Consider the following 22,202-nt stretch of genomic DNA (forward strand, 5'->3'; position numbering starts at 1 on the left):
AGCCTTCCCTTGCGTCACCTCATCTCACTCGACGACCTGACCGACGACGACCTGCGCGCCATCGTCCGCCGTGCCGTCGGCCTGGCGGAACGGCCGCGCGCGACGTACTCCACTTTGGACGGTGCGGTCGTCGGCATCCACTTCCGCAAGACCTCCACCCGCACGCGCACCGCGTTCTCCGCGGGCGCGCTGCGGCTGGGCGCCCGGATCATCGCGTACGGCCCGAACGATCTGCAGACCAACACCGGGGAGTCGATCGAGGACACCGGACGGGTGCTGTCGTCCATGCTGGACTTCCTGGTGGCGCGTACCGCGGCCGACCCGGCGGAGCTGCGGGCCATCGCGGCGCAGGACCGGATGGCGGTCGTCAACGCGATGAGCGCCGACGAGCATCCGACCCAGGCGCTGGCGGACCTGACGACGATCGTCCAGCGTTTCGGCCGCGTCGACGGCGTCCGCATGCTGTACGTCGGCGAAGGAAACAACACGGCGGCGGCCTTGACGCTGGCGCTCAGCCGGTTCCCCGGCACCGAACTGCACCTTCGCACCCCACCGGGCTACGGCGTCGACCCGGACGTCCTGGAGCGCGCGGGCAAGCACGCCGCCCGGCACGGTTCGTCCCTTGTGGAGCGACACGACGTCCACGATCTGCCCGTCGGCGTCGACATCGTCTACACCACCCGCTGGCAGACCACGGGAACGGCCAAACCGGATCCCGATTGGCGCACGGCGTTCGCGCCGTTCCAGGTGACGGCGGACCTGTGGCGGACCAGCCCGGACGCGGTGTTCCTGCACGACCTGCCCGCGCACCGGGGCGAGGAGGTCACGGCCGACGTGCTCGACGGGCCGCGGTCCATCGCCTTCGCCCAGGCGGAGAACAAGCTGTACAGCGCGATGGCCGCGCTCGAGTGGTGTGGCGGGGAGGACCTGGCATGAGCTGGTTCGACGTGGCCGACAGCGGCCTGTCCGGTGCGGGCGAGGTGACGATGCTGTCCCGCGAAGAGGTCCGAAAATGCCTGACGAACCTCGACCCGGTCGGCGTCGTCCGCGAAACCCTGGCCGACCACGACCGCGGCGTCGGTCTCCTGCCCGCCGAGGCGTACTTGCGCTGGGAGAACTCGCAAGGCGCCTACACCCGGTCGATCGGGATGCCGGGCGCGGTGCGGTCGTCGTACGGCATGAAGATCATCAACGCCAGCGTGTCGAACCCCGCCCGCGGGCTGGAACGCGCGGGCGGGATCGGCCTGTGCTTCGACGCGGAGACCGCCCGTATCACCACGATCATGGAGGCCGGTCTGCTGAGCGCGGTCCGGACGGCGGCGGTGAGCGCGGTGGGGGTGGACGCGCTCGGGTACGGCGGCGCGGTTTCGCTGGCCGTCGTCGGATGCGGCGCACAGGGCCGGATGCACGCGGCGCTGCTCACCGAACGGCTGCCGTCACTGCGGAAGATCATGCTGTACGACCGGTCCCCGGAGGCCGCGCGGGCCTTGGCCGCCACCCTGCCGGGGATTTCGGCGCAGGTCTGCCCGACCGCGCGGGAAGCGGTGTCCGCGGCCGAGATCGCCGTGTTCACGACCACGATGGACGTGGGTTACGTCGAGCCGGACTGGGCGTCGCCGAGCGCGTTGCTGATCAACGTCTCCCTCGGCGACCTGACGGACGCGGCGTTCCGCGACGCGGCGGCGGTGTACGTCGACGACGTGGACCTGGTCGCCGACAACCCGCGCCGGCCGCTGGGCCGCCTGATGGCGGAAGGCATGTTCGGACGCCCCGGTTCCGCCGGGTCCGCACGTCCCCTCGACGGCACGCTGGGCGGGATCCTCACGGGACGGCACAGCGCGGACGGGGTCGCGTCGCCGTACGTGGTGCTGAACCCGTTCGGCATGGGAGTCCTCGATGTCGCGCTGTACGCGGCGGTCTCCGCGAAGGCCCGGGAGGAGGGGCTCGGTACCGTTGTCCACCTCGGCTGAGCACACAGGGGAAGCCATGAGCGAGCAGCTGTCCGAACCACTCCACGGTGTGCGCGGTGCCGCGCTGATCGTGCGGTTCCTCCTCGAACTCGCCATGCTGACCGGTGCGGCGGTCGTCGCCTGGCGGCTGGGGCCGGACGGATGGCGGTGGGTGGCCGTGGTCCTCGCTCCGCTCGCCGTCGCGGTGTTCTGGGGACTGTTCCTCGCCGAGAAGGCACGCTTCGTGCTGGCAGAGTCGATCCGGTTCGTCCTGGAAACGGCGCTGTTCCTCGGCGTCGGGGCCGGGTTGATCGCCGTCGGGCTGACCTGGCCCGGCGTCATCGGCGTCGCGTTGTGGGCCGCCGACCGGATTGTCCTCGCCGTGACCAAGAACGAGTGAACAGGAGCGGGTATGACCGACGATGTGGCCGGCCGGGTGATCAAGGCCGAGCGGGATCGGACCCGATGTCTCCTCGACGTGGATCGCGGCACCTACGATCGCTTGCACGCCGAGGAGTACCGGTTGTGCAACCCGACCGGCACGGTGTGGACGAAGGCCGAGTACCTGGATCTCCTGACCACCGGGCGGGTCGTCTACCGTGAACTGGAGCTGACTGGTGACGTGGACGCCATCGTCGGCACCGACGTCGTCGTCCTCCGCTACCGGTGCTTCATCGAACTCACCGTCGACGGCGCGGACATCCCGCGGCACGAGGCCTGGCACACCGACGTGTACACCGACGCCGGCGGCACGTGGCGTTGTGTCTGGTCGCAGGCCACCGGCATCATGGATCTTCCGACGGCCGCGCCCTGACCAAGCACTCCGCTGGGCGGTCGTGAGTGGCAAGGACGGTTCTGGTGGACCTGTATTTGCCCGCCCGCTGGGCGGGAGCTTGATCAACGGAGGATTCGGGACGTTGAGCGTCCCAAATCCTCCGTTGATCAAGTTTCGAGACCCGTGCTGCCCCCGACGATGTGGGAATTAGGACATTCAACGTCCCAATTCCCACATCGTCGGCACCTGGCACGCCGAGCAGCCAACGTCGGACCGGTCAAGTGATTCGAGCGGGGAGGATTCGGGACGCTCAACGTCCCGAATCCTCCCCGCTCGACCGCGTCACGGAGAGATTGCGCAGTCGCCCAGAAGAACTCACGCCTTGAACGTGTTCTCGAGAAGTGCGAGCAACCTCTCCCAGTGGCGTCGCGATCCGGCGGCGGCGAAGGCGTCGGACCGGCCGTCGGGAGTGGGGATGCTCAGCGTGGCGGAGGGAATGGCGGTGCTCGCTTTCTCGTCGGCGTCCCCCGAACGTAGACGATCAAGCTCGGCTCAGGCGCAGCCGATCGGCCAGCCCGGCCGAGGTGAACGCGGCCACCAGCTCGTCGCGGCCTTCGGTGAAGTGGTTCCAGCTGTCGATGTGCACGGGGACGACCGTGCGGGCGCCGAGGATGTGCGTCGCCTCGGCGGCAAGCTCGCTGTCGAGGACGAGCAGGGCGCCGTCGAAGACCGGCTTCAGACGCGGGGCCCCGGCGAAGAGCACGGCGGTGTCGACCGGCCCGAATCGTTCCGCGACCTGCCGGACGACGTCGAGCGAGGCGTTGTCGCCGCTGACGTAGACCGTCGGCAGGCCGTCGCCAGTGAGCACGAAGCCGACGACGTCACCGCTGACCTTGTCCGCTGAAGGTCCGTGGACCGCGGGTGCGGCGGTCACGGTCACGACTCCCCCGCCCGGCCGGTCCAGTTCGACGGTTTCCCAGTTCTCCAGCCCTCTCGCGGTGCCTCCAAGCCTTCCCGCCCCGCTGGCCGTGGTGAGGGTCAGCGGCACGTCTGCGAGCAGTTTCCGGCCGGAGTGGTCGAGGTTGTCCGGGTGCTCGTCGTGGGAGAGCAGGACGGCGTCGAGGTGGCCGAGGTCCGCGGGGTTCGCCGACGACGGCGCCGTCTTGGTGAGGCCGGGTCTCCCGTTGGGCCTCGGGTAGTGGCCGGGCTCGTCGAAGGTCGGGTCGGTCAGGAACCGCAGGCCGCCGTACTCGATCAGGGCGGTCGGCCCGCCGAAGACCTGGACGGAGAGCTGGTCGCTGATCTGGTTCATCATCCACCTCACGGATAGGTATTGTTCTTTCCGTGAGTGACCCTATCCAGTTGTCACGGAAGACCGCAACTACTTCCGTGAGAGTTTCTCATGGATGAACTCAGCGCCTACCATGAGAACGTGGACGACACCGCTGCCCTTCCTCCTGCCCCGGGCGCCGAGCAGTACGTCGCGCTGGCGCTCGCCAACACCACGATCGCGCTGCCCGGCGGCCAGTTCACCGATTTGCTCGGCACTCCGGCGGCCGCGACGGACTGGCTCGCCGAACGGGGCCTCGCCCCGGTCGACGCCGGTCTTCAGGAGCTGTGCGCCGGCCTGGTCCGCTCGTTGCGTGAGCAGGTGCGGATCCTGCTCGCGTCGCGTTCCTGTTCGGATCCGGCTCCGCAGAGCGCGCTCAACGCCGTCAACGAGGCGCTGAGCAAGGCGCCCACCGCCGAACTGCTGCGCTGGGACCCGGCCCGGGGGCTGTACCGCACCGCGTCGCATCCGATCACCCAGATCGTCGAGCACGCGTTGGCGACCCTCGCCGCCAACGCCGCGGATCTGCTGACCGGGCCGGACGCGGAGCGGATCGCGGCCTGCGGTTCCCCGCCGTGCACGCGGTTCTTCCTGCGCAACGGGCGGCGTCAGTGGTGTTCCGTGCGCTGCGGCGACCGGGCCCGTGCCGCCCGCGCCTACGCCAGGCGCTCCCAGCCGGCGGGGTCGGCTCAGCGGTAGGACGCGAAGCGCTCCAGCAACGGCTTCGGGGAGTCTTCGGCGAAGCAGAGGACGAGGCTTTCGGCGGATTCCGCCGCCGACGCCTCACTGCGCGGGAACAGTTCCGTCTCGTAGGCCTTTAGTGCGGCTTCGACGTCGCCAGGTTGCGCTGCGAGCGCGAGGCCGAGTTCGGCGCCGTCGAGCATCGCGAGATTGGCGCCCTCGCCGGCGAATGGCGACATCAGGTGGGCGGCGTCCCCGAGGAGGGTGACGCCGGGTACCCGATCCCAGCGGTGACCGATGGGCAGTGCGTGGATCAGCCGAGGGATCAGTTCGCCGTCGGCGTCGGCGATCAGCGCGCGCAGAGCGGGGTCCCAGCCGTCGAAGTGGTCCAATACGGCGGCCTTCGCGGCAACGGTGTCGCGGAAATCGATGGTGGAGATCCAGTCCTCGGCGATCTTGAGCGCGATGTAGACGTGGAGGCTGCCGGTGCTGTCGTGGTGTCCCAGAAGTCCTTTGTCCGCACCGAGTGCGAAGAACATGCCGTCGCCGGCGAGCGCGGCGCTCGCGGGGTGGCGTTCCTTGGCGTCGTGGAGGTGGATGTCGACGAAGGAGATGCCTTCGTAGGCCGGTTCGGCGTCGGAGAGCAGGCGGCGGACCTTGGACCACGCGCCGTCGGCACCGATCAGCAGGTCCGTGGTGAAGGACGTGCCGTCGGCCAGGGTCACCTCGTGCCTGCCGTCGCCGAGCGGGCGTGCGCCGGTGCTTTTGGCGCCCCAGCGCACGGTGCTGTCGGGCAGGGAGCCGAGCAGCAGGTCGCGGAGGTCGCCTCGGGCGACTTCAGGGCGCCCGCCGTCTCCGTCGTCGGTCTCGTCCAGGTGCACGACCGCGTGCCGGTCGAGGATGCGCATGGCCTCGCCGCCGGTGTGCACCAGCGTGCGGAACTCGTCGTGGAGACCGGCGGCGCGCAACGCGACCTGTCCGGAATCCTCGTGGATGTCGAGCATGCCGCCCTGTGTGCGGGCGGACGGCGACGCGTCGAGGTCGAAGACCGCGGCTTCGATGCCGTTGACGTGCAGGACGCGGGCCAGGGTGAGTCCGCCGAGGCCGGCGCCGATGATCGCGATCGGGTGGTGTGTGGTCATGTCGGGTTCCTTTCCGGCGGCAGGCCGGTGTGCGTGATTCCGGTGATCAGCACCTGCAGCCCCCACGACATCCGCTGCTCAGGCCGTCCGGTGAGCAGGTCGGCCGCGTGGGCGGCGATCTGGGGATGGGTCGTCTCGTCGGCGTTCCGCACGGCGCGGGCCAGTGCGTCCCAGTCGTCCGGCGAGTCCTGCTCGGCATGCTCGGCCGCGGTCGACGTCGCGTGCTGCAGGAGGATGTCGATCCCCCAGGCGCGCCGCTCGGCGGGCACGTCACCCTCGGCGAGCAGGGCGAGCAGGTTCTCGACCAGGCCGAGGTAGTTCTCGCCGCTCGGGCGGGCCACCAGCGCGGACAGGGCGAGACCGGGGTACTCCAGCAGCGTTTTGGTGTAGGCCGTGAGCAGCCGTTCGAGCCGGTCACGCCAGGAGCCTTCGGCCGCCGGCGGCGTGATGGTGCCGAGGAGTTCGTCGAGGATCGCCGCGTGCAGTTCCGCGGTGTTGCGGACGTAGACGTAGAGCGAGGCTGCGCCGGTGTCGAGTTCCTGCGCCAGGCGGCGCATCGTGACCTTGCGCAGGCCTTCCTCGCGCAGGATCGCGACCGCGGCGGCGACGATGCCGTCGCGGGTCAGCGCGGGTTTGGCCGGTCGCTCCCGGCGGCTCTTCGCAGGTGCCATGCCACCACCATAACGAACATGTTCGTTACGAACAAGTTCGTCACAGGTCACAATGATGCCCTGCTGCCTCTAACGGGGGTTTGTCCGTCCACCGCGGACTGAAAACGACAACGGCAGAGAGATCGACTCTCCCTGCCACTTCTAACGTATAACGCACCTGGGGGCTTGCGGCAAGACCCCGGTCATGCCGCAGAATCCCCCGCCGGAGAACACGAGCTCGACAATCGGGGGAACTCTTGATCGACGTGATCATCGCCGGCGGCGGACCAACCGGCATGATGCTGGGCGCCGAACTGCGACTGCACGGCGTGCGGGTGGTCGTCCTGGAAAAGGATCCGGAACAGTCCAAGGTCGTCCGCTCGATGGGCCTGCACGCGCGCAGTATCGAGGTGATGGACCAGCGCGGTCTGCTGGAGCGCTTCCTCGAACACGGCAAGAAGTATCCGGTCGGCGGCTCCTTCGCGGGCATCATCAAACCGGCGCCCGTGCTGGACAGCGCGCACGCCTACATCCTCGGCATCCCCCAGACCGTCACCGACCGCCTGCTCATCGACCATGCCGCCGAGGTCGGCGTCGACATCCGGCGCGGCTGTGAAGTGGTCGGCCTGACGCAGGACGACGACGGCGTGGACGTCGAACTGGCCGACGGGACGAAGCTGCGTTCGCGCTACCTCGTCGGCTGCGACGGCGGCCGCAGCACCGTGCGCAAGCTCCTCGGGATCGACTTCCCCGGCGAGCCCGCCACCGCCGAGACACTCCTGGGCGAGATGGAACTGACCGAGGACTGGGAAACGGTGCTCGCCGTGATGACCGAGGTCCGCAAGACCCAGCTCCGGTTCGGCCTCTCCCCCATCGGCGACGGGGTGTACCGGGTCGGCGTGCCCGCCGAAGGCCTCGCCGAGGACCCGCGGATCCCGCCGACCTTCGACGAGATCAAACGACAGCTCAAAGCGGTCGCCGGAAGCGACTTCGGCGTGCACTCGCCACGCTGGCTCTCCCGCTTCGGCGACGCGACGCGGCTGGCCGAGCGCTACCGGGCGGGACGCGCGTTCCTGGCGGGCGACGCGGCGCACATCCACCCGCCGGTCGGCGGGCAGGGGCTCAACCTCGGCGTGCAGGACGCCTTCAACCTCGGCTGGAAACTCGCGGGCGCGGTCAACGGCTGGGCGCCGGACGACCTGCTGGACACCTACCACACCGAACGGCATCCCGTGGCCGCAGCGGTACTCGACAACACCCGCGCGCAGATGCAGCTGATGTCGCTCGATCCGGGCTCGCAGGCGGTCCGGCGGCTGCTGGCGGAACTGATGGATTTCGAGGACGTCAGCCGGTATCTGACCGAGAAGATCACCGCGACCGCGATCCGCTACGACTTCGGCGAGGGACACGAACTGCTCGGCCACCGCATGCGGGATCTGGAGCTCAAGCAGGGCCACCTCTACGGACTGACCCGCGGCGGCCGCGGCCTGCTGCTCGACCAGACCGGCTCGCTCTCGGCGCGAGGCTGGGCGGATCGGGTCGATCACGTCGTCGACACCAGCGAGGACCTCGAGGTACCCGCGGTACTGCTGCGCCCGGACGGACACGTGGCCTGGGTGGGCGAAGACCAGGACGATCTGGCCGAGGCGTTGTGCCGGTGGTTCGGAGAGGGCGAAGTCCTCTAGCGCGCCAGGTCCGGCGGTTATTGGCTGGTGGCGTTCCGAATCCGACGCCACGACAGGAGTTGATGACCATGGCCGGACGGGTCGTGCATTTCGAGATTCCGTTCGAGGACGGCGAACGCGCACGCGGCTTCTACCGGGAGGTCTTCGGCTGGAAGGCCGACACGATGCCCGGGATGGACTACACGATGGTCGCTTCGGGGCCGACCGCCGAGACCGGCATGCCCTCGGAGCCGGGCTACATCAACGGCGGCATGCTGGCGAAGGAGTTCAGCCCCGCGTCGGGCCCGGTGATCGTGCTCGACGTCGACAGCGTCGACGACACGCTCGCGGTCATCGAGAAGCAGGGCGGCGCGACGCTCGTCGGCCGGACCGCGGTCGGCGACATGGGTTTCTCCGCGTACTTCAAGGACACGGAAGGCAACGTCATGGGGCTCTGGGAGACCGCGTGATCCGCACGGCCCGTGGCCGGTGCGGTCACGGGCCCTGCGGCCCCCGATAGGGCAACGTCTGGTTGTAGACGATGTTGGTGTTCGTGCTCCCGAACAGCGCGAGCTCGTTGACGATCTCCTCCAGCCGCCCCATCGACGGGGCCGCGATCTTCAGCGAATAGCAGTCGTCGCCGGTCGTGCGGAGGCATTCGAGGATCTCCGTCCGCTCGGCCAGGAGCTTGTGCAACGGCGCGTGCTTGCTGCCCGGATACTTCAACCGCACCACCGCCAGCACCACATACCCGGCCTTCTCCAGGTCGACCTCGGCGCGATAGCCGGTGATCACCCCGGCCGACTCCAGCCGCTTGACCCGTTCCGTCGTCGCCGACGCGCTCAAGCTGACCCGCTTACCCAGCTCGGTGAGCGGAAGGCGTCCGTCCTTCTGGAGCTCCACCAGGATCGCCCAGTCGGTCGCGTCGAGAGTCTCGGCCATCCGGCCAGAATACCGGCAGATCCACGGCGGAAGCCGTCATACGCCGGGAAAGATCCCTTCCCGGGTTTCCGCCTCGCCGATAGCCTTGACCTGTGCGAATAGGTGTCAACGTCCCGAACTTCGGCCCGGGGACCGATCCCGGGATCCTCCGCGGCTGGGCCACCACGGTCGAAGGCCTCGGCTACGACCTGCTCATGGTGTCCGATCACGTCGCCATCACCCCTGACGTCGCCGAGCAGTACCCGGCGCCGTTCTACGAACCGTTCACGACGCTGTCGTGGCTAGCCGGTGTGACGACCCGGATCCGGCTGGGCACCACCGTGCTCATCGTCCCGTACCGGCATCCGCTGCTGATCGCCCGCATGGCCGCGAATCTGAACCAGCTCAGCGGCGGACGGCTCGTGCTCGGCGTCGCGTCCGGCTGGGCCCGGCAGGAGTTCGAAGCACTCGACGTCCCGTTCGAGAAACGGGGACGGCTGACCGACGACCACCTCGACGCCGTCCGGAAGGCTTGGGCCGACGACGCCGACTACCGCGCCGGCGACATCCCGATCTGGGTCGGCGGCAACAGTGACGCCGGCATCCGCCGCGCCGTCCGGGTCGGGGACGCCTGGCATCCGCTGCGGGCCACCCTCCCCTGGCTCACCGAAGCGCTCACCAGGGTCAAGACCATCGCCGACGCACACGACCGGCCGGTCCCCGCGTTCACGCCGCGGATCCTGCTGAACGTCACCGAACGCCCGGTCACCACACCCGATCGCGCCGCTGGGGAAGGCACGATCGAGCAGATCGTCGACGACCTCGACCGGCTTCGCCACCTCGGCGCCGAGACGGTCGTCCTCGACCCGTTCTCCGGTGATCCCGAAGAGACCCTGCGGCCGGAATACGCGTGGCAGGCTCTGGCGACCGTCGCCGCCCACTGGGAACTGGGCCGCTACCGAACCGAACAGGACTGATCATGACCGACGAAGACGAGAAGTTCCTCCGCCGCGCCATCGAACTCGCCGCGAAGTCCCGCGCCGACGGCGATCCACCCTTCGGCTCATTGCTCGTCGGCCCCGACGGGACGGTGCTGGCCGAGGACCACAACACCACGGTGTCCCAATCGGACATCAGCCTGCACCCGGAGCTGAAACTCGCCGTGTGGGCCGCGCGCGAACTCGAACCCGCCGTCGCCGCGGCGACCACGATGTACACCAGCTGCCAACCGTGCGGGATGTGCCAGGGCGCCATCGAACGCTCGGGCCTGGGACGGGTCGTGTTCGCTCTTTCCGGCGAACAGGTCACCGCGCTCAAACCGCCGGCCACGGCGCCGCCGGTTCGCCTGGAGGGTCCGGCGTTGTACGACGAGGCCCGCGTTCCCGTCGAGGGCTACTACACCTAGAGCCGGATGTTTGGTCGTTAGTACATGAAGGCCCCCTTCCTTGCGCTAGACGCAGGGAAGGGGGCCTTCATGTACTGCAGAACTGAGCAAGGGCGGCACCTGCGACCGAGCCGCCGCTCCCTGTAGCCGACCGAGGGCGAAGGCTCCTTTCGCCGCATCAGACTCGGTGAAGGGAGCCTTCAGCCCACACCACTCCGCTAGTGCCTACTGACGCAGGTTGGATCAGCCGCACCCGCGCACCGCGTAGGTGCTTAAGACACCCTTGGCTCTAACGACCAAAAACACTCACGACCCCGTCAAAGCCGAGCCGACCCCAGCTGCGACCTCGTCGCCCCGATCACCACACCGTCCACCCGCGCGAGCCAGCTCCCGCACAGACACCGGATGTACTCCAGCCTCCCCTGGGAGACCCGCTGAGACGTCGTCGCGCTTCCAGGCAGTTCGGCCAGCGGCCAGCCGCACCGCGGGCACTTGTTCGCTTCCATACCCCGATCGTGCTGTAATGAGTCAATGCACTTCAACCCTTACGGCGGGGCGGCCGCGCAGATCGCCGCCGAGCTGGTCAACCTGGGCGACGCCGCCGACCCGGCCACGCTCACCGCGATCTTCAAGGACCGCATGACCGTCTCCGCCGTACAGGACCACGAAGCGACCGAAATCGTCGCCTGGGCCAAGAGACTCCGACGCGTCTTCGAAGCCGACCCCGACACCCGCGTCGACCTGGTCAACGCGCTGCTCCACGACTCCGCGTCCAAGCCCTACATCTCCACCCACGACGGCAAAGCACCCCACCTGCACTACGTCGACGCACAGGCCGGCACCGCGCCCCGGGTCCGGGCCTACACCGCAGGCGGACTCGCACACCTCGTCTGCGACGCCCCGGACCGCTTCGGCGTCTGCTCACGCGAAGGCTGCGAAACCGTCTACGTCGACGTCTCCCGCAACGGCCGCCGCCGGTTCTGCTCGACCCGCTGCGCCACCAGGGTCCACGTCGCCGACCACCGCACCCGGCAGGCGAGCTAGGGCGTGTTTCACACCTAGATCGCGTACCGCCACGCAGTCAGCGCGTGCGCCGAGAACCACGCACCCAGCACCACCCACGCCACCGCGGCCGACACCGCCGTCACCGTCCGCCGCTTCGACAACCCGATCGCGATCGGCACCAGCACCGGGAAAGCGGGCAGGATGAACCGGATCTTCGCGTCCGGCAGCCCCCGCGTGCCGATGGCCAGCAACAGCACCCCGGCACCATAGAGCGTCAACGGCCACGGCACCCGGATGAACGCCGCCACCAGCACCAACGCCACCGCACCCAGCAGCAGCAACACCGTCAGCGTGCTGAACACCGACTCGTCCCCGGTCAACCGCGCCAGCACCGAATCCGCGGTCTCCGCACCGAAGTCGAACTCGGTGTTCCAACCCCGCAACTCGATGTCCTGCCAGCCCGTCCAACTCCCCGTCCGGTACGCGACGAACCCCAGATACCCCGCCACCCCCAACGGAGCGATCACCGCACCCGCGAGCGCCCACCAGCGCTTCTCACCACGCCGGAAGACCTCGATCAACGCCGCCACGACCACCACCGCGACCAGCACCACCGCCGTCGACCTCGACAACCCGGCCCCGAAAGCACACAAACCGGCCAGCAACCAACGCCGTTCCAGCACACCCACCAGCGCCCAAACGGCGAGCGCGCAGAACACCGCCTCCGTGTAAGCCATCGAGAACACGATCGCCATCGGCGCACCGGCCCACAACGCCACCAGCAGCAACCCGGTCCGATCACGCCGATCCGGCGACACCGCCCGCCCGATCCGGATCAGCCCGCACGCCAGCACCAGCCCGGCCAGCACCGACACCGTCAACGCCGCCGTCACGACATCGGGCCCGAGCCACATCACCGCACCGACGAGCTTCGGATACAACGGGAAGAACGCCATCGGCGCGTCCGGATACGGCTGCCGCGCCGCGTCCAGCGTCCCCGGCAGATCCGCGTACCCATGGACCGCCAGCCGCAGATACCACTGCCCGTCCCACGCCGTCAGCCGATCGGTCAACGTCGCACCACGCCGGGCGGCCAGCAGATCGAGCAACTGGACACTCGCCGTGCGGATCACGAGATACAGCAGGATCGCCCTCGGATAAGGCGACCGCGCCAGTCTGTCGAGGACTCTCTCGAACACACGCGCCGGACGCCCCTGCCGGGACGCCTCCTCGGGGGCAGCGGGCTGATCAAGGTCGTCGACTTCTCGGAGCACGATCAGAGTGTCCACAATGTGAAGTCATCTCGCCGTTCGATCCCGGAGATTCCCAGCTCCACGCAGGTGGGAAAGCCCACAAACCCCGCTTGTGACCCCACCTCGATCTTGTGTTTCCCAGCCCCCGCCCCCGGCTCCTACGTTCGAAGTCATGAGCGAACAGAACCTGAACGGAACAGTGGCGATCATCGCCGGCGGCGCGAAGAACCTCGGCGGACTCCTCTCCACCACCCTCGGCGAAGCCGGCGCCAAGGTCGTCGTCCACTACCACGGCGACGCCTCCGCGGCCGACGCCGACAAGACCGTCGAGGCCGTCCGCGGTTCCGGCTCCGAAGCCGTCGCCGTCCAAGGCGACCTGACCAAGGTCGCCGACGTCCGCCGCCTCTTCGACACCGCCGTCGACACCTTCGGCGGCGCCGACATCGCGGTCAACACGACCGGCATGGTCCTGCGCAAGCCGATCCTCGAAACCACCGAAGAGGACTACGACCGCATGTTCGCGGTCAACGCGAAAGCCGCCTACTTCTTCATCCAGGAAGCCGGACGGCGCCTCTCCGACAACGGCAAGATCATCAGCCTCGGCACCTCCCTGCTCGCGGCCTTCACCGACGGCTACTCCACCTACGCCGGCGGCAAAGCCCCGCTGGAACACTTCACCAGGGCCGCCGCCAAGGAGTTCGCCGACCGCGGCATCTCGGTCAACGTCATCGCCCCCGGCCCGATGGACACCCCGTTCTTCTACCCGCAGGAAACCCCCGAGCGGGTCGAATTCCACAAGTCCCAGGCCAAGGGCGGACGACTGACGAAGATCGAGGACATCGTGCCGATCATCCGCTTCCTCGCCACCGACGGCGGCTGGTTCACCGGCCAGACGATGTTCCCGAACGGCGGCTACACCACGCGCTGACCCTTACCCTGACCAAGACGCCGCAGACCGGAAACAAAGGGGAACCCCGGGGTGGGCCTGGACCTGTACAAGCTGAACCACCTCATCGCCGTCGCCGAAGAAGGCAGCTTCACCCGCGCGGCGACCCGGCTGCACCTGAGCCAGCAGGCGCTGTCGACCTCGGTGCGCACGCTCGAGCGGGAAGTCGGCGTCCCTCTCCTCGAGCGAAGCGCCACCGGGGTCACCGTGCTCCCCGCCGGCCAGGCACTGATCGCCGACGCCCACCTCCTCCACGGCATCGCCGACTCCGCCGTCCAGCGCGCCCGCCGCATCGGCCGGAGCGAACCGGAACGACTCCGAGTCGGCCACACCCCCGCCGTCACCGGCGACGAGGTCACCGCCCTGCTGCGCAAACACCAGACCGACCCCGACCTCGTCATCGACGTCAACCAGCGCTACCCCGACGAACTCGTCGCACAACTACTCGGCGGACAACTGGACCTCGGCCTCGGCCGCGCGCTGACCCTCGCCCACGGCCTGGTCGGGACCACCCTGATCCGGCAGCGGCTCAACGTCGCCGTCGCCGCCGGTCACCGCCTCGCCGACCGCGAGAATCTCGGGTTGAGCGACCTCGATGGCGAAGAGATCACCGTCTGGGGCCATCCCGGCCGGTCCGGATACACCGATCTGCTCGTCAACCTCTGCCGCGACGCGGGATTCGAACCACGCGTCCGGCGCAACCCCATCCAGGGGACGCCACCGGTCACCGCCGTCCTCGACAGCGACGCGGTCGCGTTTGTGACCGCGCCACCCGGGCCGGCGGCGGGCGGCGCGGTCATGGTCAGGGAGCTGCACCCGGCCGTCCATGTACCGCTGCAGGCCCTTTGGCCGCAGCACAGCACTTCTGACGCCCGTCAGGCGTTTTTGGCTTCCGCTCAGGGGTTCTAGCCGGCCTCGCCGCTGCGCCGGTCATGGTGCTCCAGCAACTTCGACAGTAGATCGGTGAACCGCTTCCGCTCGTCGGACGAAAGCGGTGCTAGCAGTTCTTCCTGGCGTTCGGCCAGCTGTTTCTCCAGCCGTCGCAGCTGCCGCTTGCCCGCCGTCGTCAGCGAGACGACGTTGCGCCGCCGATCAGCCGGATCCGGGGCACGCTCGACCAGTTCGCGCTCGGCCAGCTCGTTGATCGTCGCGACCATCTCGCTCACGTGGATGCCGCTCCGGCGGCCCAGCGCAGCCTGGCTGGCTGGCCCGAACTCGTCCAGCGTCGCCAGCACGCGGTAGTGGTAGCCGCGGGCGTCAGCCGCGGAGAACCCGTCGGTCACCAGGCGATGCGCGTGGTTCGCGGTCTGGGTGAGCAGCCAGCTGGGCAGCGTTCGCCAGCCGCCACGCGGTTCCGAGGGGTCGTCCATGTGACGAGTCTAACGAATCGTTGGGCGCCCGAACGATTGCGGTATCGTTGGGCTACCAAACGTTTAGCGACCCAACGAACCGAGGAGATCCGCCGTGATCAAGCCCTTCCACATCGACATCCCCCAGGCCGACCTCGACGACCTCGCCGACCGGCTCGCCCGCACCCGCTGGCCCAACGAGGTCGCCGACGCGGGCTCGGACTACGGCTTCCCGCTCGCCCGACTCAGAGAACTCGCCGAATACTGGCGAACCGGCTACGACTGGCGCGCCCACGAGGCCGAACTCAACAAGCTGCCGCACTTCACCACCGAGATCGAAGGCCAGAACGTCCACTTCGTCCACGTCCGATCGGAGAACCCGGACGCCCTCGCACTGGTCCTCACCCACGGATGGCCAGGATCATTCCTCGAGTTCCTGGGCATGATCGAGCCGCTGGCGCGCGATTTCCACCTGGTGATCCCCTCGATTCCGGGTTACGGCTTCTCGGGGCCGACCCATGAACGCGACTGGAGCGTCGAGCGGATCGCCCGAGCTTGGGCCGAGCTGATGCGCCGACTCGGCTACGAGCGCTACGGCGCCCAAGGCGGCGACTTCGGCTCGGGCATTTCGACAGCGCTCGGCGCAGTCGCACCGGAGCACGTCGTCGGCGTGCACGTGAACTACCTGCCGACCCGGCCCGATCCCGAAGCCGGCCTCGAACTGTCCGAAGAGGACGAATCCCGCCTCGACAAGGTGAGGCAGCTCATGGCGAATCGCCCGCCGTATCAGGCCCTGCAGGTCGCCACCCCGCAGACCATCGGCTACGCGTTGACCGACTCACCGGTCGGCCAGCTGGCATGGATCGCCGAACGTTTCGCGCAGTGGACGGACCCGCGCACGCCGGTCGACGACGACCGCATGCTCACCGACGTCTCGCTGTACTGGCTGACCGCCACCGCGGCTTCGTCCGCGCGGCTGCACCACGACGCCGGAAAGGTGAACCTCCCCTGCCGCGTGCCGCTCGGCGTCGCCGTGCTCCCGTGCGACATCACGCAATCCGTCCGCCCACTGGCCGAGCGGTTGTTCGACATCAGGCACTGGTCGGAATTCGACCGTGGCGGCCACTTCGCGGCTATGGAGGTTCCGGATCTATTGGCCGCCGACGTCAAGGATTTTTTCCTCGGCATTGCCGAGTAGCTGCAATCTTTTACGCCGCCAGGCCGTATAGGTCGTTATACATTTGAAGAGGAGGACGAGCCCCGCGACAAGGGCGGCGATCAGGTACGCGTTGCCGATGACGGCCTCCACGCCGTTCCAGTCGCGTTCGGCTCCTCCCCCGTTCGGGACCACCGCGACCGTCCATCCGGTGAACAGGACGGCGACCACGAGCGCCGTCCTGTGGCCTCCCCTGGCGACGAGAAGGCCGAGCGCGGGCACCACCCACACCCAATGGTGGGTCCAGGAGATCGGGCTGAGCAGCAGAGAGCAACCCGCCGTCACCAGCAACGCGGCGCGGTCGTCCCCCTCGTGGTGCAGCCGATGCACCAGCCACATCGCCGCGGCCGCGCATAGCGCGCCGAACGCCACGATCACCACCGCGGCCGTCCGTCCTTCCGGGACGGTCCGCGCGACGAAACCTTGCCATGACTGGTTCCCCACCCAGCCCTTCATCTCGGCGAAGTGATCGTTGAAGATCGCCGAAGTCCAGTAGCGGACGGAGTCCGCAGGAAGGACGACCATCGCGAACGTCGTCGCGCAGAGAAAGGCGGCGAGCCCACGGACGGCGTCCGCGGTCCTCCTGACCACCAGGAGGTGGACGAGGAAGATCAGCGGGATCAGTTTGACGGCGGCGACGAGCCCGACGACGATCCCCCGATAGCGCGAATCACGCAGGAGGACCATGTCCGCGACCACGGCGGCCATGAGAACGAGGTTGACCTGCCCGAGGCCGACGGTCTGCCACACTGGTTGCAGCGCGAAAGCGCCGAGCAGCAGAAGCGGAAGGTGGGCCCGCTGGGCGAACGGCCGGAGCGCGACGTACAGCGACGGTGCGGCGGCCAGCGCGAGCAGGCCCCAGGACAGCTGAGCGGGCAACGCGGTCAGCGAGGTGAACAGCAGCGCGGCGAACGGCGGATACGTGAACGGGAGCTCCGGCGCCCATTCGGGGAGCGCGAGCAGCGGCGAGTACAGGCTTTCCCCGTGCAGCACGGCGAATCCGCCTGCCCGGTAGACCGCCGAATCGACGCCGAGCGGCGTATCCGAGAGCCACCAGACGAGTGCGACCACGACGAAAACGGCCATGGCCCCGCCGACGACGATCAACGCCGGGTCGGCGCGCGGTCCTCTTGACGAATGCATGGCGGAACGATCTCCCGAACCGCGTCGGAAGACATCGCCCCGCGGAACCGTCTTGGCACCACTACCCCGGTACCCGATCTCGCGCGGACCCCTACCCCGGTATCAGGGCGTGCTTCCCGGCACGACGAGCCCTGCCTCGTAGGCGACCATGACCGCTTGCGCGCGATCACGGACGCCGAGCTTCGCGAAAACCCTGCTGACGTGGGATTTCGCGGTCTGCTCCGCGATCACCAGCGCTTCGGCGATCTCCGCGTTGGAAAGGCCACGCGCGATCAGCCTGAGCACTTCCGTCTCCCGCGCGGTCAGCTCGGTCACGAGGGCACGACCCGTGTGCGCCGAAGCATGCGTGCGGGTGAACTCGCCGATCAGTCGCCTGGTGATGGTCGGTGCGAAGAGCGCGTTGCCCGCGGACACCACCCGGACGGCGGTGACCAGGTCGTCCAGGGGCGAGTCCTTCAGGAGGAATCCACTGGCGCCCGCCCGCAGCCCGCCGAACACGTACTCGTCGATGTCGAACGTGGTGAGGATCAGCACGCGGACCTCCGGCCTGCCCGCCACGATCCGCCGGGTCGCCTCGAGACCGTCGAGTTCGGGCATGCGGACGTCCATCAGCACGACATCCGGTCCGAGTTCGGTGCACAGCGCGACGGCGGTGTTCCCCTCCGCGGCCTCCCCGACCACCCGGATGTCGGGCTGCGCGTCGAGCACCGCGCGAAAACTCTGCCGGACCATGGTCTGGTCGTCGGCGATGACCACCGAGATCACGGTTCCAGACGCCCCTCACGATCGAGCGGAACGGTCAAGGCGACGCGGAAACCGCCGTCCGTGCGCTCCCCTGCCTCAAGATCAGCCGCGAGCATAGCGGCCCGCTCCCGCATCCCCACCAGACCGTGCCCGCTTCGTGCCTGTTCCGTCCTTTTCGGACCGTCGCCGGGGCCGTTGTCGATGCGCAGCCGGACCGACCCCGGATCGGCCGTGAGTTCGACGGAGATCGCCGCCCCTGGCGCGTGCTGGATCGCGTTGCTGAGTGCCTCCTGCACGATCCGGAACACCGACAACGCGACCCCGACCGGAACGGTGTCGAGGTCGCCGTGCAGATCGAGCTCACAAGCGGTGCCCGCGGCCTTGACACCTTCGACGAGTTCGACCACCTTGCCCAATCCCGGCTGCGGAGCGATCGCCGGCGCGTGTTCCTCGGACCGGAGCACCCCGAGCAGCCTGCGCAGCTCGGTCAAGCCCTCGCGGGCGGTCCCGGCGAGGTCGGCGAACTCCTGCCAGATTTCGGCTTCCCGATCGGCCTTGCCGTGATCCGCGAAACGGAACCTCGCCGAGTCTGCGCGCAGAGCGAGCACGGACATGTGGTGCGCGACCACGTCATGCAGCTCCCGCGCGATTCCCGCGCGCTCCTCCAGCAGAGCCGCCCGGGTCTCCTCGGCGAGCCTGCGTTCCTGCTGCGCCGCGCGTTCTTCTTCGGCGAGTCTGCGCTGACGCACCGTGTTGCCGAGGAAGAACAGGATCCCGCCCAGCAGCACGAGCAACGCCGCGTCCCGCCAGTCACGGAGGAACGGGGCGGCGGCACCGAACGAGATCAGCCCCGCCCAGGCGAGTTCCGGCTGATCGTTGCTCTCCCCCACCAGGTAGAAGACGAGTGCCGCGGTGACCGCGAAGCCCGGCGCCCACGGCCAGCCCCACGATCCGGCGATTCCGGGCAGGGTCAGCGGAGTGCTGACGATGCCGACGATCAACAGGCGCCATCCCCACAGCGGCGAGCGCACCGCCAGCAGGCACGGCAGCACGGAGATGAGCACGTTGAAAGTCTTCACCGGCGCCGGCACCGAAACCGTCGAGAACGTGACGAAACCCGCCCACAGTCCACAACCGAGGATCGCGAGAGCGCGCAGCCAGCGCAGCCCCGCCGAACGCTTCGGCGGGGCATCGGTTCCGGCGTAGGCCGTGTAGCGCAGGGCGGCCAACCACAGCCGCAGGCGCTGTCGGTCGATCATCAGGACCGACCTTACCGATGGCACTGAGTGCCAGATGGTCTAAGACTCGTTCAAGGCGGCGTTGACCTTGGCGATGACGGCGTGGAGCGGCGTCGCCGTGGTCATCACCGCCACCACCGTCGTTTCGGCCGCGGGCTCCTCGACCCGGAACGCGTCGATCACCAGCGCGAAGGCCTCCGCCGCGCTGGCGGCGATGTCGTCCTGCCCGCCACTGCGCAGCCAGCGCCGCAGCACGTGGTTGTTCGCGGCCGCGATCGCCGCGGCGGCCACCGCCGCCCTCAGGCTCGCCGTCTCGTCACCCTGCTCGGTGAAACGCGCCCGCAGGTAGCGGGCGAGTACGCGCTGATAGCGGTCGACGGTCGCGACCTCCTTGTCCCGCAGGGACGGAACCGTTCGGGTCAGGGTGAACCGTTTGAGCGACACGTCGAGTTCGGCGGCGTAGGAGTCGAGGACCAGACCGACGGCCTCACAGGCCACTTCCACCGGATCACGCTCCGGGTCCGCGGCGGCGAACGTCTCCTCCATCTCGGCCACGATCTCGTCGTGGTTGGCGAAGAGCACGTCGTCCTTGGCGTCGAAATACCGGAAGAACGTCCGGCGGCCCACTCCCGCGGCGGCCGCGATCTCGTCCACCGTGGTGGCCTCGTAGCCCTTGGCCGCGAACAGGTCAACGGCCGCCGCGGCGAGCGCACGGCGCAGTTTGCGCCTCCCCGCGGGGGTTGCGCCGGCTCTGGTCACCGGCGCTCGGCGCGGCGAATCGGTCATAGCGGGACGGTAGCAGCCACTTGCTAGTGGCACTGAGTGCCGTTAGGCTGTGCCGAGTCCTCACTCCCCGCTCGGAAGGCGCCGACGATGTCGCTGGACCACCAAGTGCTCCCGGTCGAGTCTCGCTCGATCCGCCCCCGCGGCGACGCCTTCTACGGCCGTCTTTTCGGCTGGTCGCTGAAATGGCGGGGCCCGCAGCCGTTCCTGGTGCTGGAAGGCGGGATCTGCGCGGTCACCCTGCCCAAGATCAACGGCGCCCAGGTCCTCACCCGGCTCGCCGACACCGGCTGCGGAGGTCCCGCGATGGCGGTGCTGACCCAGCAGGGCCCGCGCGTGGCCATCCTCGCGGAGACCGACGGCCTGATTCCCCCGCGGATCTCCCTGCCACAGCACGTCGAAGTACTCGCCTGGGGCACACAGCTCCCCTTGCCCACCGACTCCGGGCGCGCCGAGGCCCACGCCGAATGGCTCTCGGCGCCGGACCCTCGGCAGCGCTGGCTTCCCAGCCTGGACGCGGTCCTCGCCGCCGTCCGGCCGCGGTAACACCCGCTGTTCACGCCGCCACCGACGCCTGCGCGGAAACGAGAAGCGCCCCACCGTCCGATTCGGACAGGGTGATCTCGAGGGTCGCGCCTTCGGCCAGCGGCGGCAGGTCGCTCAAGGTCACGCGGCCGATCAACCGCTGCCCGCGGCGCGCGTGCACCACTCCGGAACGCCGGACCTCGATCCCCGACCGATGCCATACGCGGACGCTGCCCGCCGTCGCCGTCCGGCCACGCCACCGGCTGGCACACCAGGCCGCGAACGCGGCCCCCGCCGTGTTGCACAGGACGTCGTCCAGCGAGCCCACGCGGCCGGCGTCCTGCCAGACCTGAAGACATTCGATCGACACGGACACCAGGAAAGCCGACAGGACGATCCGTGACACGGGTTTCGCCCAGCCGAAGCGCACCGGCACCAGGATCGCGAGCGGCATCAACAGGAAGACGTTGCCCGCCAACTGGAACAAGGCGAGTTGCGGACGGTCGCTGAAGACGGGCAGGACGTCCGCCAGCAGGTGAAGAATCACCGACGAACCGCGTGCCGCCGTCGGCGCGGGTACGAAGACGATCAGAAGTACCGCCGAAAGCGCTGCCAGCAAAGCGAAATCCAGGGCGACCACGAACGGGCCGCGCCGTTTTCCGCTCAGGCGCGCGATGAATTCGGCGACGCCCGCACCGGCCGCGGCGACGAGCAGCGACCACGGTGCGGCGGCCGAGAATGCCTGCCACCACCACCACCCCATGCACTCCCCTTTCGCCGATGATCGTCTTCGGCGAGGGTGGCAGCATCGTGAAGGCCAGACAAGAACCCCGGCTATTGTCGGTGAATAACTACCATCCGCGTTGATACTTCACGGACTTCGATTGTCACGGCCGTGCGGTCAGCGCGGGGCCGATCCAGCGGCGGACCATGGCACGCAGCCGCTCGTCCGTGTGCGCCGGCGTCGACGGGTACTGCAGGAACGACAGGAACAGCCGCATCAGCATTTCGGCGAGCCCCTCGAAGTCGTCGTCGGTCGTGACGCCCACCGCCGCCCAGTCGACCGGCACGTTCCGGAGGATCCGCGCGCCGAGCGCGAACGACTGCGCCGAAGTGACCGCGACGGTGAAGACGTCGGCTTCGCCCGCTTTCAGGAGCAGCCCCAGATACGGTTCGTCGGGGACCGCGCGGACGCCGAACACCACCGACTCCACGGCGACTTCGGCGGGATCGGCGAACGCGGCCAGATGCCGTTCCATCCGCCCGGCGAACTCCTCGACCCGGTCCAGCGCGACCGCGCTGAGGATGTCCGCGAGGCTCGGGAAGTAGCGGTAGACGGTCTGCCGGGTCACGCCCGCTTCCGCGGCGACGTCCGAGAGGCTGGTCTTGGCGAGACCGACCCGGTCGATGCACGCCGTCGCCGCCTCGACGATCCGGCGGCGTGCCTCGCGCTCGGTTCCGGGCGGGTTCCCCCGCCATCCGTGGTGGCCCATACGGCTCATCT

The 22,202-nt window shown here is 69.0% G+C and carries 27 protein-coding genes; 14 read left to right on the forward strand and 13 right to left on the reverse strand.

Annotation, left to right across the window (positions count from 1 at the left end):
• The first annotated feature begins 9 nt into the window (after positions 1-9).
• Genes AJAP_RS19045 through AJAP_RS19060 form a run of 4 tightly spaced genes read left to right on the forward strand, consistent with a single transcriptional unit; the run spans position 10 to position 2,763 of the window.
• Positions 10-936: an ornithine carbamoyltransferase gene (locus AJAP_RS19045; RefSeq protein WP_051972510.1), complete on the forward strand. Its 927-nt coding sequence runs from the start codon at positions 10-12 to the stop codon at positions 934-936.
• A complete protein-coding gene (locus AJAP_RS19050) occupies positions 933-1,970 on the forward strand; it encodes an ornithine cyclodeaminase family protein (protein ID WP_051972511.1) in 1,038 nt (345 codons plus the stop codon). Before AJAP_RS19045 ends, AJAP_RS19050 begins: the two co-directional genes overlap by 4 nt.
• Before the next feature lie 16 nt (positions 1,971-1,986).
• The gene (locus tag AJAP_RS19055) at positions 1,987-2,349 is read left to right on the forward strand and encodes a YrdB family protein (RefSeq protein ID WP_051972512.1); all 363 of its coding nucleotides are present in this window, start codon (positions 1,987-1,989) and stop codon (positions 2,347-2,349) included.
• Positions 2,350-2,361: 12 nt separating this feature from the next.
• Positions 2,362-2,763: a nuclear transport factor 2 family protein gene (locus AJAP_RS19060; RefSeq protein ID WP_038513567.1), complete on the forward strand. Its 402-nt coding sequence runs from the start codon at positions 2,362-2,364 to the stop codon at positions 2,761-2,763.
• A gap of 502 nt (positions 2,764-3,265) precedes the next feature.
• On the opposite strand, the gene AJAP_RS19065 is transcribed toward AJAP_RS19060, so the two are convergent.
• Positions 3,266-4,036: an MBL fold metallo-hydrolase gene (locus AJAP_RS19065; protein ID WP_148311533.1), complete on the reverse strand. Its 771-nt coding sequence runs from the start codon at positions 4,034-4,036 to the stop codon at positions 3,266-3,268.
• 90 nt (positions 4,037-4,126) lie between these two features.
• On the opposite strand from AJAP_RS19065, the gene AJAP_RS19070 reads away from it, so the two are divergent.
• Complete coding sequence (locus tag AJAP_RS19070) at positions 4,127-4,753, forward strand: CGNR zinc finger domain-containing protein (RefSeq protein WP_038513573.1); 627 nt, start codon at positions 4,127-4,129, stop codon at positions 4,751-4,753.
• On the opposite strand, the gene AJAP_RS19075 is transcribed toward AJAP_RS19070, so the two are convergent.
• Both AJAP_RS19075 and AJAP_RS19080 read right to left on the reverse strand, forming a co-directional pair.
• Positions 4,744-5,877: an FAD-dependent oxidoreductase gene (locus tag AJAP_RS19075; protein WP_038513577.1), complete on the reverse strand. Its 1,134-nt coding sequence runs from the start codon at positions 5,875-5,877 to the stop codon at positions 4,744-4,746. The genes AJAP_RS19070 and AJAP_RS19075 overlap by 10 nt on opposite strands.
• Positions 5,874-6,548 (reverse strand): TetR/AcrR family transcriptional regulator, encoded by a 675-nt coding sequence (locus tag AJAP_RS19080; RefSeq protein WP_038513579.1) that lies wholly within the window; start codon positions 6,546-6,548, stop codon positions 5,874-5,876. Before AJAP_RS19080 ends, AJAP_RS19075 begins: the two co-directional genes overlap by 4 nt.
• Before the next feature lie 236 nt (positions 6,549-6,784).
• Between AJAP_RS19080 and rox the strand changes: the two genes are divergently transcribed.
• Positions 6,785-8,212, forward strand: coding sequence for a rifampin monooxygenase (gene rox / locus AJAP_RS19085; protein WP_038513582.1), 1,428 nt, complete (start codon positions 6,785-6,787; stop codon positions 8,210-8,212).
• Positions 8,213-8,280: 68 nt separating this feature from the next.
• On the forward strand, positions 8,281-8,661 hold the full coding sequence (locus tag AJAP_RS19090) for a VOC family protein (RefSeq protein ID WP_038523413.1): 381 nt from the start codon (positions 8,281-8,283) through the stop codon (positions 8,659-8,661).
• Positions 8,662-8,686: 25 nt separating this feature from the next.
• Here the strand turns inward: AJAP_RS19090 and AJAP_RS19095 are convergent, their stop codons facing one another.
• Complete coding sequence (locus AJAP_RS19095) at positions 8,687-9,133, reverse strand: Lrp/AsnC family transcriptional regulator (RefSeq protein WP_007034427.1); 447 nt, start codon at positions 9,131-9,133, stop codon at positions 8,687-8,689.
• A gap of 92 nt (positions 9,134-9,225) precedes the next feature.
• Here AJAP_RS19095 and AJAP_RS19100 point away from each other — a divergent pair, with 92 nt between their 5' ends.
• Both AJAP_RS19100 and AJAP_RS19105 read left to right on the forward strand, forming a co-directional pair.
• Complete coding sequence (locus AJAP_RS19100; protein WP_038513586.1) at positions 9,226-10,089, forward strand: LLM class flavin-dependent oxidoreductase; 864 nt, start codon at positions 9,226-9,228, stop codon at positions 10,087-10,089.
• A 2-nt stretch (positions 10,090-10,091) separates the two neighbouring features.
• On the forward strand, positions 10,092-10,517 hold the full coding sequence (locus tag AJAP_RS19105) for a nucleoside deaminase (RefSeq protein WP_037337862.1): 426 nt from the start codon (positions 10,092-10,094) through the stop codon (positions 10,515-10,517).
• 296 nt (positions 10,518-10,813) lie between these two features.
• Here AJAP_RS19105 and AJAP_RS19110 read toward each other — a convergent pair whose 3' ends face one another.
• Positions 10,814-11,002, reverse strand: a complete 189-nt coding sequence (locus AJAP_RS19110; protein ID WP_038513587.1) for a hypothetical protein — start codon at positions 11,000-11,002, stop codon at positions 10,814-10,816.
• A gap of 25 nt (positions 11,003-11,027) precedes the next feature.
• Here AJAP_RS19110 and AJAP_RS19115 point away from each other — a divergent pair, with 25 nt between their 5' ends.
• The gene (locus tag AJAP_RS19115; protein WP_038513590.1) at positions 11,028-11,540 is read left to right on the forward strand and encodes a CGNR zinc finger domain-containing protein; all 513 of its coding nucleotides are present in this window, start codon (positions 11,028-11,030) and stop codon (positions 11,538-11,540) included.
• Between the two features lie 14 nt (positions 11,541-11,554).
• On the opposite strand, the gene AJAP_RS19120 is transcribed toward AJAP_RS19115, so the two are convergent.
• Positions 11,555-12,775, reverse strand: a complete 1,221-nt coding sequence (locus AJAP_RS19120; RefSeq protein ID WP_228694982.1) for a hypothetical protein — start codon at positions 12,773-12,775, stop codon at positions 11,555-11,557.
• Positions 12,776-12,926: 151 nt separating this feature from the next.
• Between AJAP_RS19120 and AJAP_RS19125 the strand changes: the two genes are divergently transcribed.
• Positions 12,927-13,682, forward strand: coding sequence for an SDR family oxidoreductase (locus tag AJAP_RS19125; RefSeq protein WP_038513594.1), 756 nt, complete (start codon positions 12,927-12,929; stop codon positions 13,680-13,682).
• A gap of 51 nt (positions 13,683-13,733) precedes the next feature.
• The gene (locus AJAP_RS19130) at positions 13,734-14,609 is read left to right on the forward strand and encodes a LysR family transcriptional regulator (protein ID WP_038513596.1); all 876 of its coding nucleotides are present in this window, start codon (positions 13,734-13,736) and stop codon (positions 14,607-14,609) included.
• On the opposite strand, the gene AJAP_RS19135 is transcribed toward AJAP_RS19130, so the two are convergent.
• On the reverse strand, positions 14,606-15,070 hold the full coding sequence (locus tag AJAP_RS19135) for a MarR family winged helix-turn-helix transcriptional regulator (RefSeq protein WP_038513599.1): 465 nt from the start codon (positions 15,068-15,070) through the stop codon (positions 14,606-14,608). The two genes, AJAP_RS19130 and AJAP_RS19135, sit on opposite strands and share 4 nt — an antisense overlap.
• A gap of 94 nt (positions 15,071-15,164) precedes the next feature.
• Here AJAP_RS19135 and AJAP_RS19140 point away from each other — a divergent pair, with 94 nt between their 5' ends.
• Positions 15,165-16,247 (forward strand): epoxide hydrolase family protein, encoded by a 1,083-nt coding sequence (locus AJAP_RS19140; RefSeq protein ID WP_038513602.1) that lies wholly within the window; start codon positions 15,165-15,167, stop codon positions 16,245-16,247.
• Here AJAP_RS19140 and AJAP_RS19145 read toward each other — a convergent pair.
• The 4 genes from AJAP_RS19145 to AJAP_RS19160 form a co-directional block, all read right to left on the reverse strand.
• Complete coding sequence (locus AJAP_RS19145; protein WP_084098248.1) at positions 16,200-17,408, reverse strand: glycosyltransferase 87 family protein; 1,209 nt, start codon at positions 17,406-17,408, stop codon at positions 16,200-16,202. The two genes, AJAP_RS19140 and AJAP_RS19145, sit on opposite strands and share 48 nt — an antisense overlap.
• A gap of 102 nt (positions 17,409-17,510) precedes the next feature.
• Positions 17,511-18,173 (reverse strand): response regulator transcription factor, encoded by a 663-nt coding sequence (locus AJAP_RS19150; RefSeq protein ID WP_038513604.1) that lies wholly within the window; start codon positions 18,171-18,173, stop codon positions 17,511-17,513.
• Positions 18,170-19,411, reverse strand: coding sequence for a sensor histidine kinase (locus AJAP_RS19155; RefSeq protein WP_038513607.1), 1,242 nt, complete (start codon positions 19,409-19,411; stop codon positions 18,170-18,172). Before AJAP_RS19155 ends, AJAP_RS19150 begins: the two co-directional genes overlap by 4 nt.
• A 39-nt stretch (positions 19,412-19,450) precedes the next feature.
• Positions 19,451-20,176, reverse strand: a complete 726-nt coding sequence (locus tag AJAP_RS19160) for a TetR family transcriptional regulator (RefSeq protein ID WP_038513609.1) — start codon at positions 20,174-20,176, stop codon at positions 19,451-19,453.
• Positions 20,177-20,263: 87 nt separating this feature from the next.
• Here AJAP_RS19160 and AJAP_RS19165 point away from each other — a divergent pair, with 87 nt between their 5' ends.
• Positions 20,264-20,719 carry a hypothetical protein gene (locus AJAP_RS19165; RefSeq protein WP_038513612.1) on the forward strand — a complete coding sequence of 152 codons (456 nt, stop codon included), beginning with the start codon at positions 20,264-20,266 and terminating at the stop codon, positions 20,717-20,719.
• Between the two features lie 10 nt (positions 20,720-20,729).
• Here AJAP_RS19165 and AJAP_RS19170 read toward each other — a convergent pair whose 3' ends face one another.
• The gene (locus AJAP_RS19170; RefSeq protein ID WP_038513615.1) at positions 20,730-21,461 is read right to left on the reverse strand and encodes a VanZ family protein; all 732 of its coding nucleotides are present in this window, start codon (positions 21,459-21,461) and stop codon (positions 20,730-20,732) included.
• Between the two features lie 124 nt (positions 21,462-21,585).
• On the reverse strand, positions 21,586-22,191 hold the full coding sequence (locus AJAP_RS19175; RefSeq protein ID WP_038513618.1) for a TetR/AcrR family transcriptional regulator: 606 nt from the start codon (positions 22,189-22,191) through the stop codon (positions 21,586-21,588).
• Between the last annotated feature and the right edge of the window lie 11 nt (positions 22,192-22,202).

Source organism: Amycolatopsis japonica (assembly GCF_000732925.1).
Lineage (GTDB): Bacteria > Actinomycetota > Actinomycetes > Mycobacteriales > Pseudonocardiaceae > Amycolatopsis > Amycolatopsis japonica.

What these genes read in the sequence shown, in the direction of transcription:
- AJAP_RS19050 (WP_051972511.1), top strand. Translation starts at nt 933, where the DNA reads ATGAGCTGGTTCGACGTGGCCGACAGCGGCCTGTCCGGTGCGGGCGAG.
- AJAP_RS19055 (WP_051972512.1), top strand. Translation starts at nt 1,987, where the DNA reads ATGAGCGAGCAGCTGTCCGAACCACTCCACGGTGTGCGCGGTGCCGCG.
- AJAP_RS19060 (WP_038513567.1), top strand. Translation starts at nt 2,362, where the DNA reads ATGACCGACGATGTGGCCGGCCGGGTGATCAAGGCCGAGCGGGATCGG.
- AJAP_RS19065 (WP_148311533.1), bottom strand. Translation starts at nt 4,036, where the DNA reads ATGAACCAGATCAGCGACCAGCTCTCCGTCCAGGTCTTCGGCGGGCCG.
- AJAP_RS19070 (WP_038513573.1), top strand. Translation starts at nt 4,127, where the DNA reads ATGGATGAACTCAGCGCCTACCATGAGAACGTGGACGACACCGCTGCC.
- AJAP_RS19075 (WP_038513577.1), bottom strand. Translation starts at nt 5,877, where the DNA reads ATGACCACACACCACCCGATCGCGATCATCGGCGCCGGCCTCGGCGGA.
- AJAP_RS19080 (WP_038513579.1), bottom strand. Translation starts at nt 6,548, where the DNA reads ATGGCACCTGCGAAGAGCCGCCGGGAGCGACCGGCCAAACCCGCGCTG.
- AJAP_RS19090 (WP_038523413.1), top strand. Translation starts at nt 8,281, where the DNA reads ATGGCCGGACGGGTCGTGCATTTCGAGATTCCGTTCGAGGACGGCGAA.
- AJAP_RS19095 (WP_007034427.1), bottom strand. Translation starts at nt 9,133, where the DNA reads ATGGCCGAGACTCTCGACGCGACCGACTGGGCGATCCTGGTGGAGCTC.
- AJAP_RS19105 (WP_037337862.1), top strand. Translation starts at nt 10,092, where the DNA reads ATGACCGACGAAGACGAGAAGTTCCTCCGCCGCGCCATCGAACTCGCC.
- AJAP_RS19110 (WP_038513587.1), bottom strand. Translation starts at nt 11,002, where the DNA reads ATGGAAGCGAACAAGTGCCCGCGGTGCGGCTGGCCGCTGGCCGAACTG.
- AJAP_RS19115 (WP_038513590.1), top strand. Translation starts at nt 11,028, where the DNA reads ATGCACTTCAACCCTTACGGCGGGGCGGCCGCGCAGATCGCCGCCGAG.
- AJAP_RS19125 (WP_038513594.1), top strand. Translation starts at nt 12,927, where the DNA reads ATGAGCGAACAGAACCTGAACGGAACAGTGGCGATCATCGCCGGCGGC.
- AJAP_RS19135 (WP_038513599.1), bottom strand. Translation starts at nt 15,070, where the DNA reads ATGGACGACCCCTCGGAACCGCGTGGCGGCTGGCGAACGCTGCCCAGC.
- AJAP_RS19145 (WP_084098248.1), bottom strand. Translation starts at nt 17,408, where the DNA reads ATGCATTCGTCAAGAGGACCGCGCGCCGACCCGGCGTTGATCGTCGTC.
- AJAP_RS19155 (WP_038513607.1), bottom strand. Translation starts at nt 19,411, where the DNA reads ATGATCGACCGACAGCGCCTGCGGCTGTGGTTGGCCGCCCTGCGCTAC.
- AJAP_RS19160 (WP_038513609.1), bottom strand. Translation starts at nt 20,176, where the DNA reads ATGACCGATTCGCCGCGCCGAGCGCCGGTGACCAGAGCCGGCGCAACC.
- AJAP_RS19165 (WP_038513612.1), top strand. Translation starts at nt 20,264, where the DNA reads ATGTCGCTGGACCACCAAGTGCTCCCGGTCGAGTCTCGCTCGATCCGC.
- AJAP_RS19170 (WP_038513615.1), bottom strand. Translation starts at nt 21,461, where the DNA reads ATGGGGTGGTGGTGGTGGCAGGCATTCTCGGCCGCCGCACCGTGGTCG.
- AJAP_RS19175 (WP_038513618.1), bottom strand. Translation starts at nt 22,191, where the DNA reads ATGGGCCACCACGGATGGCGGGGGAACCCGCCCGGAACCGAGCGCGAG.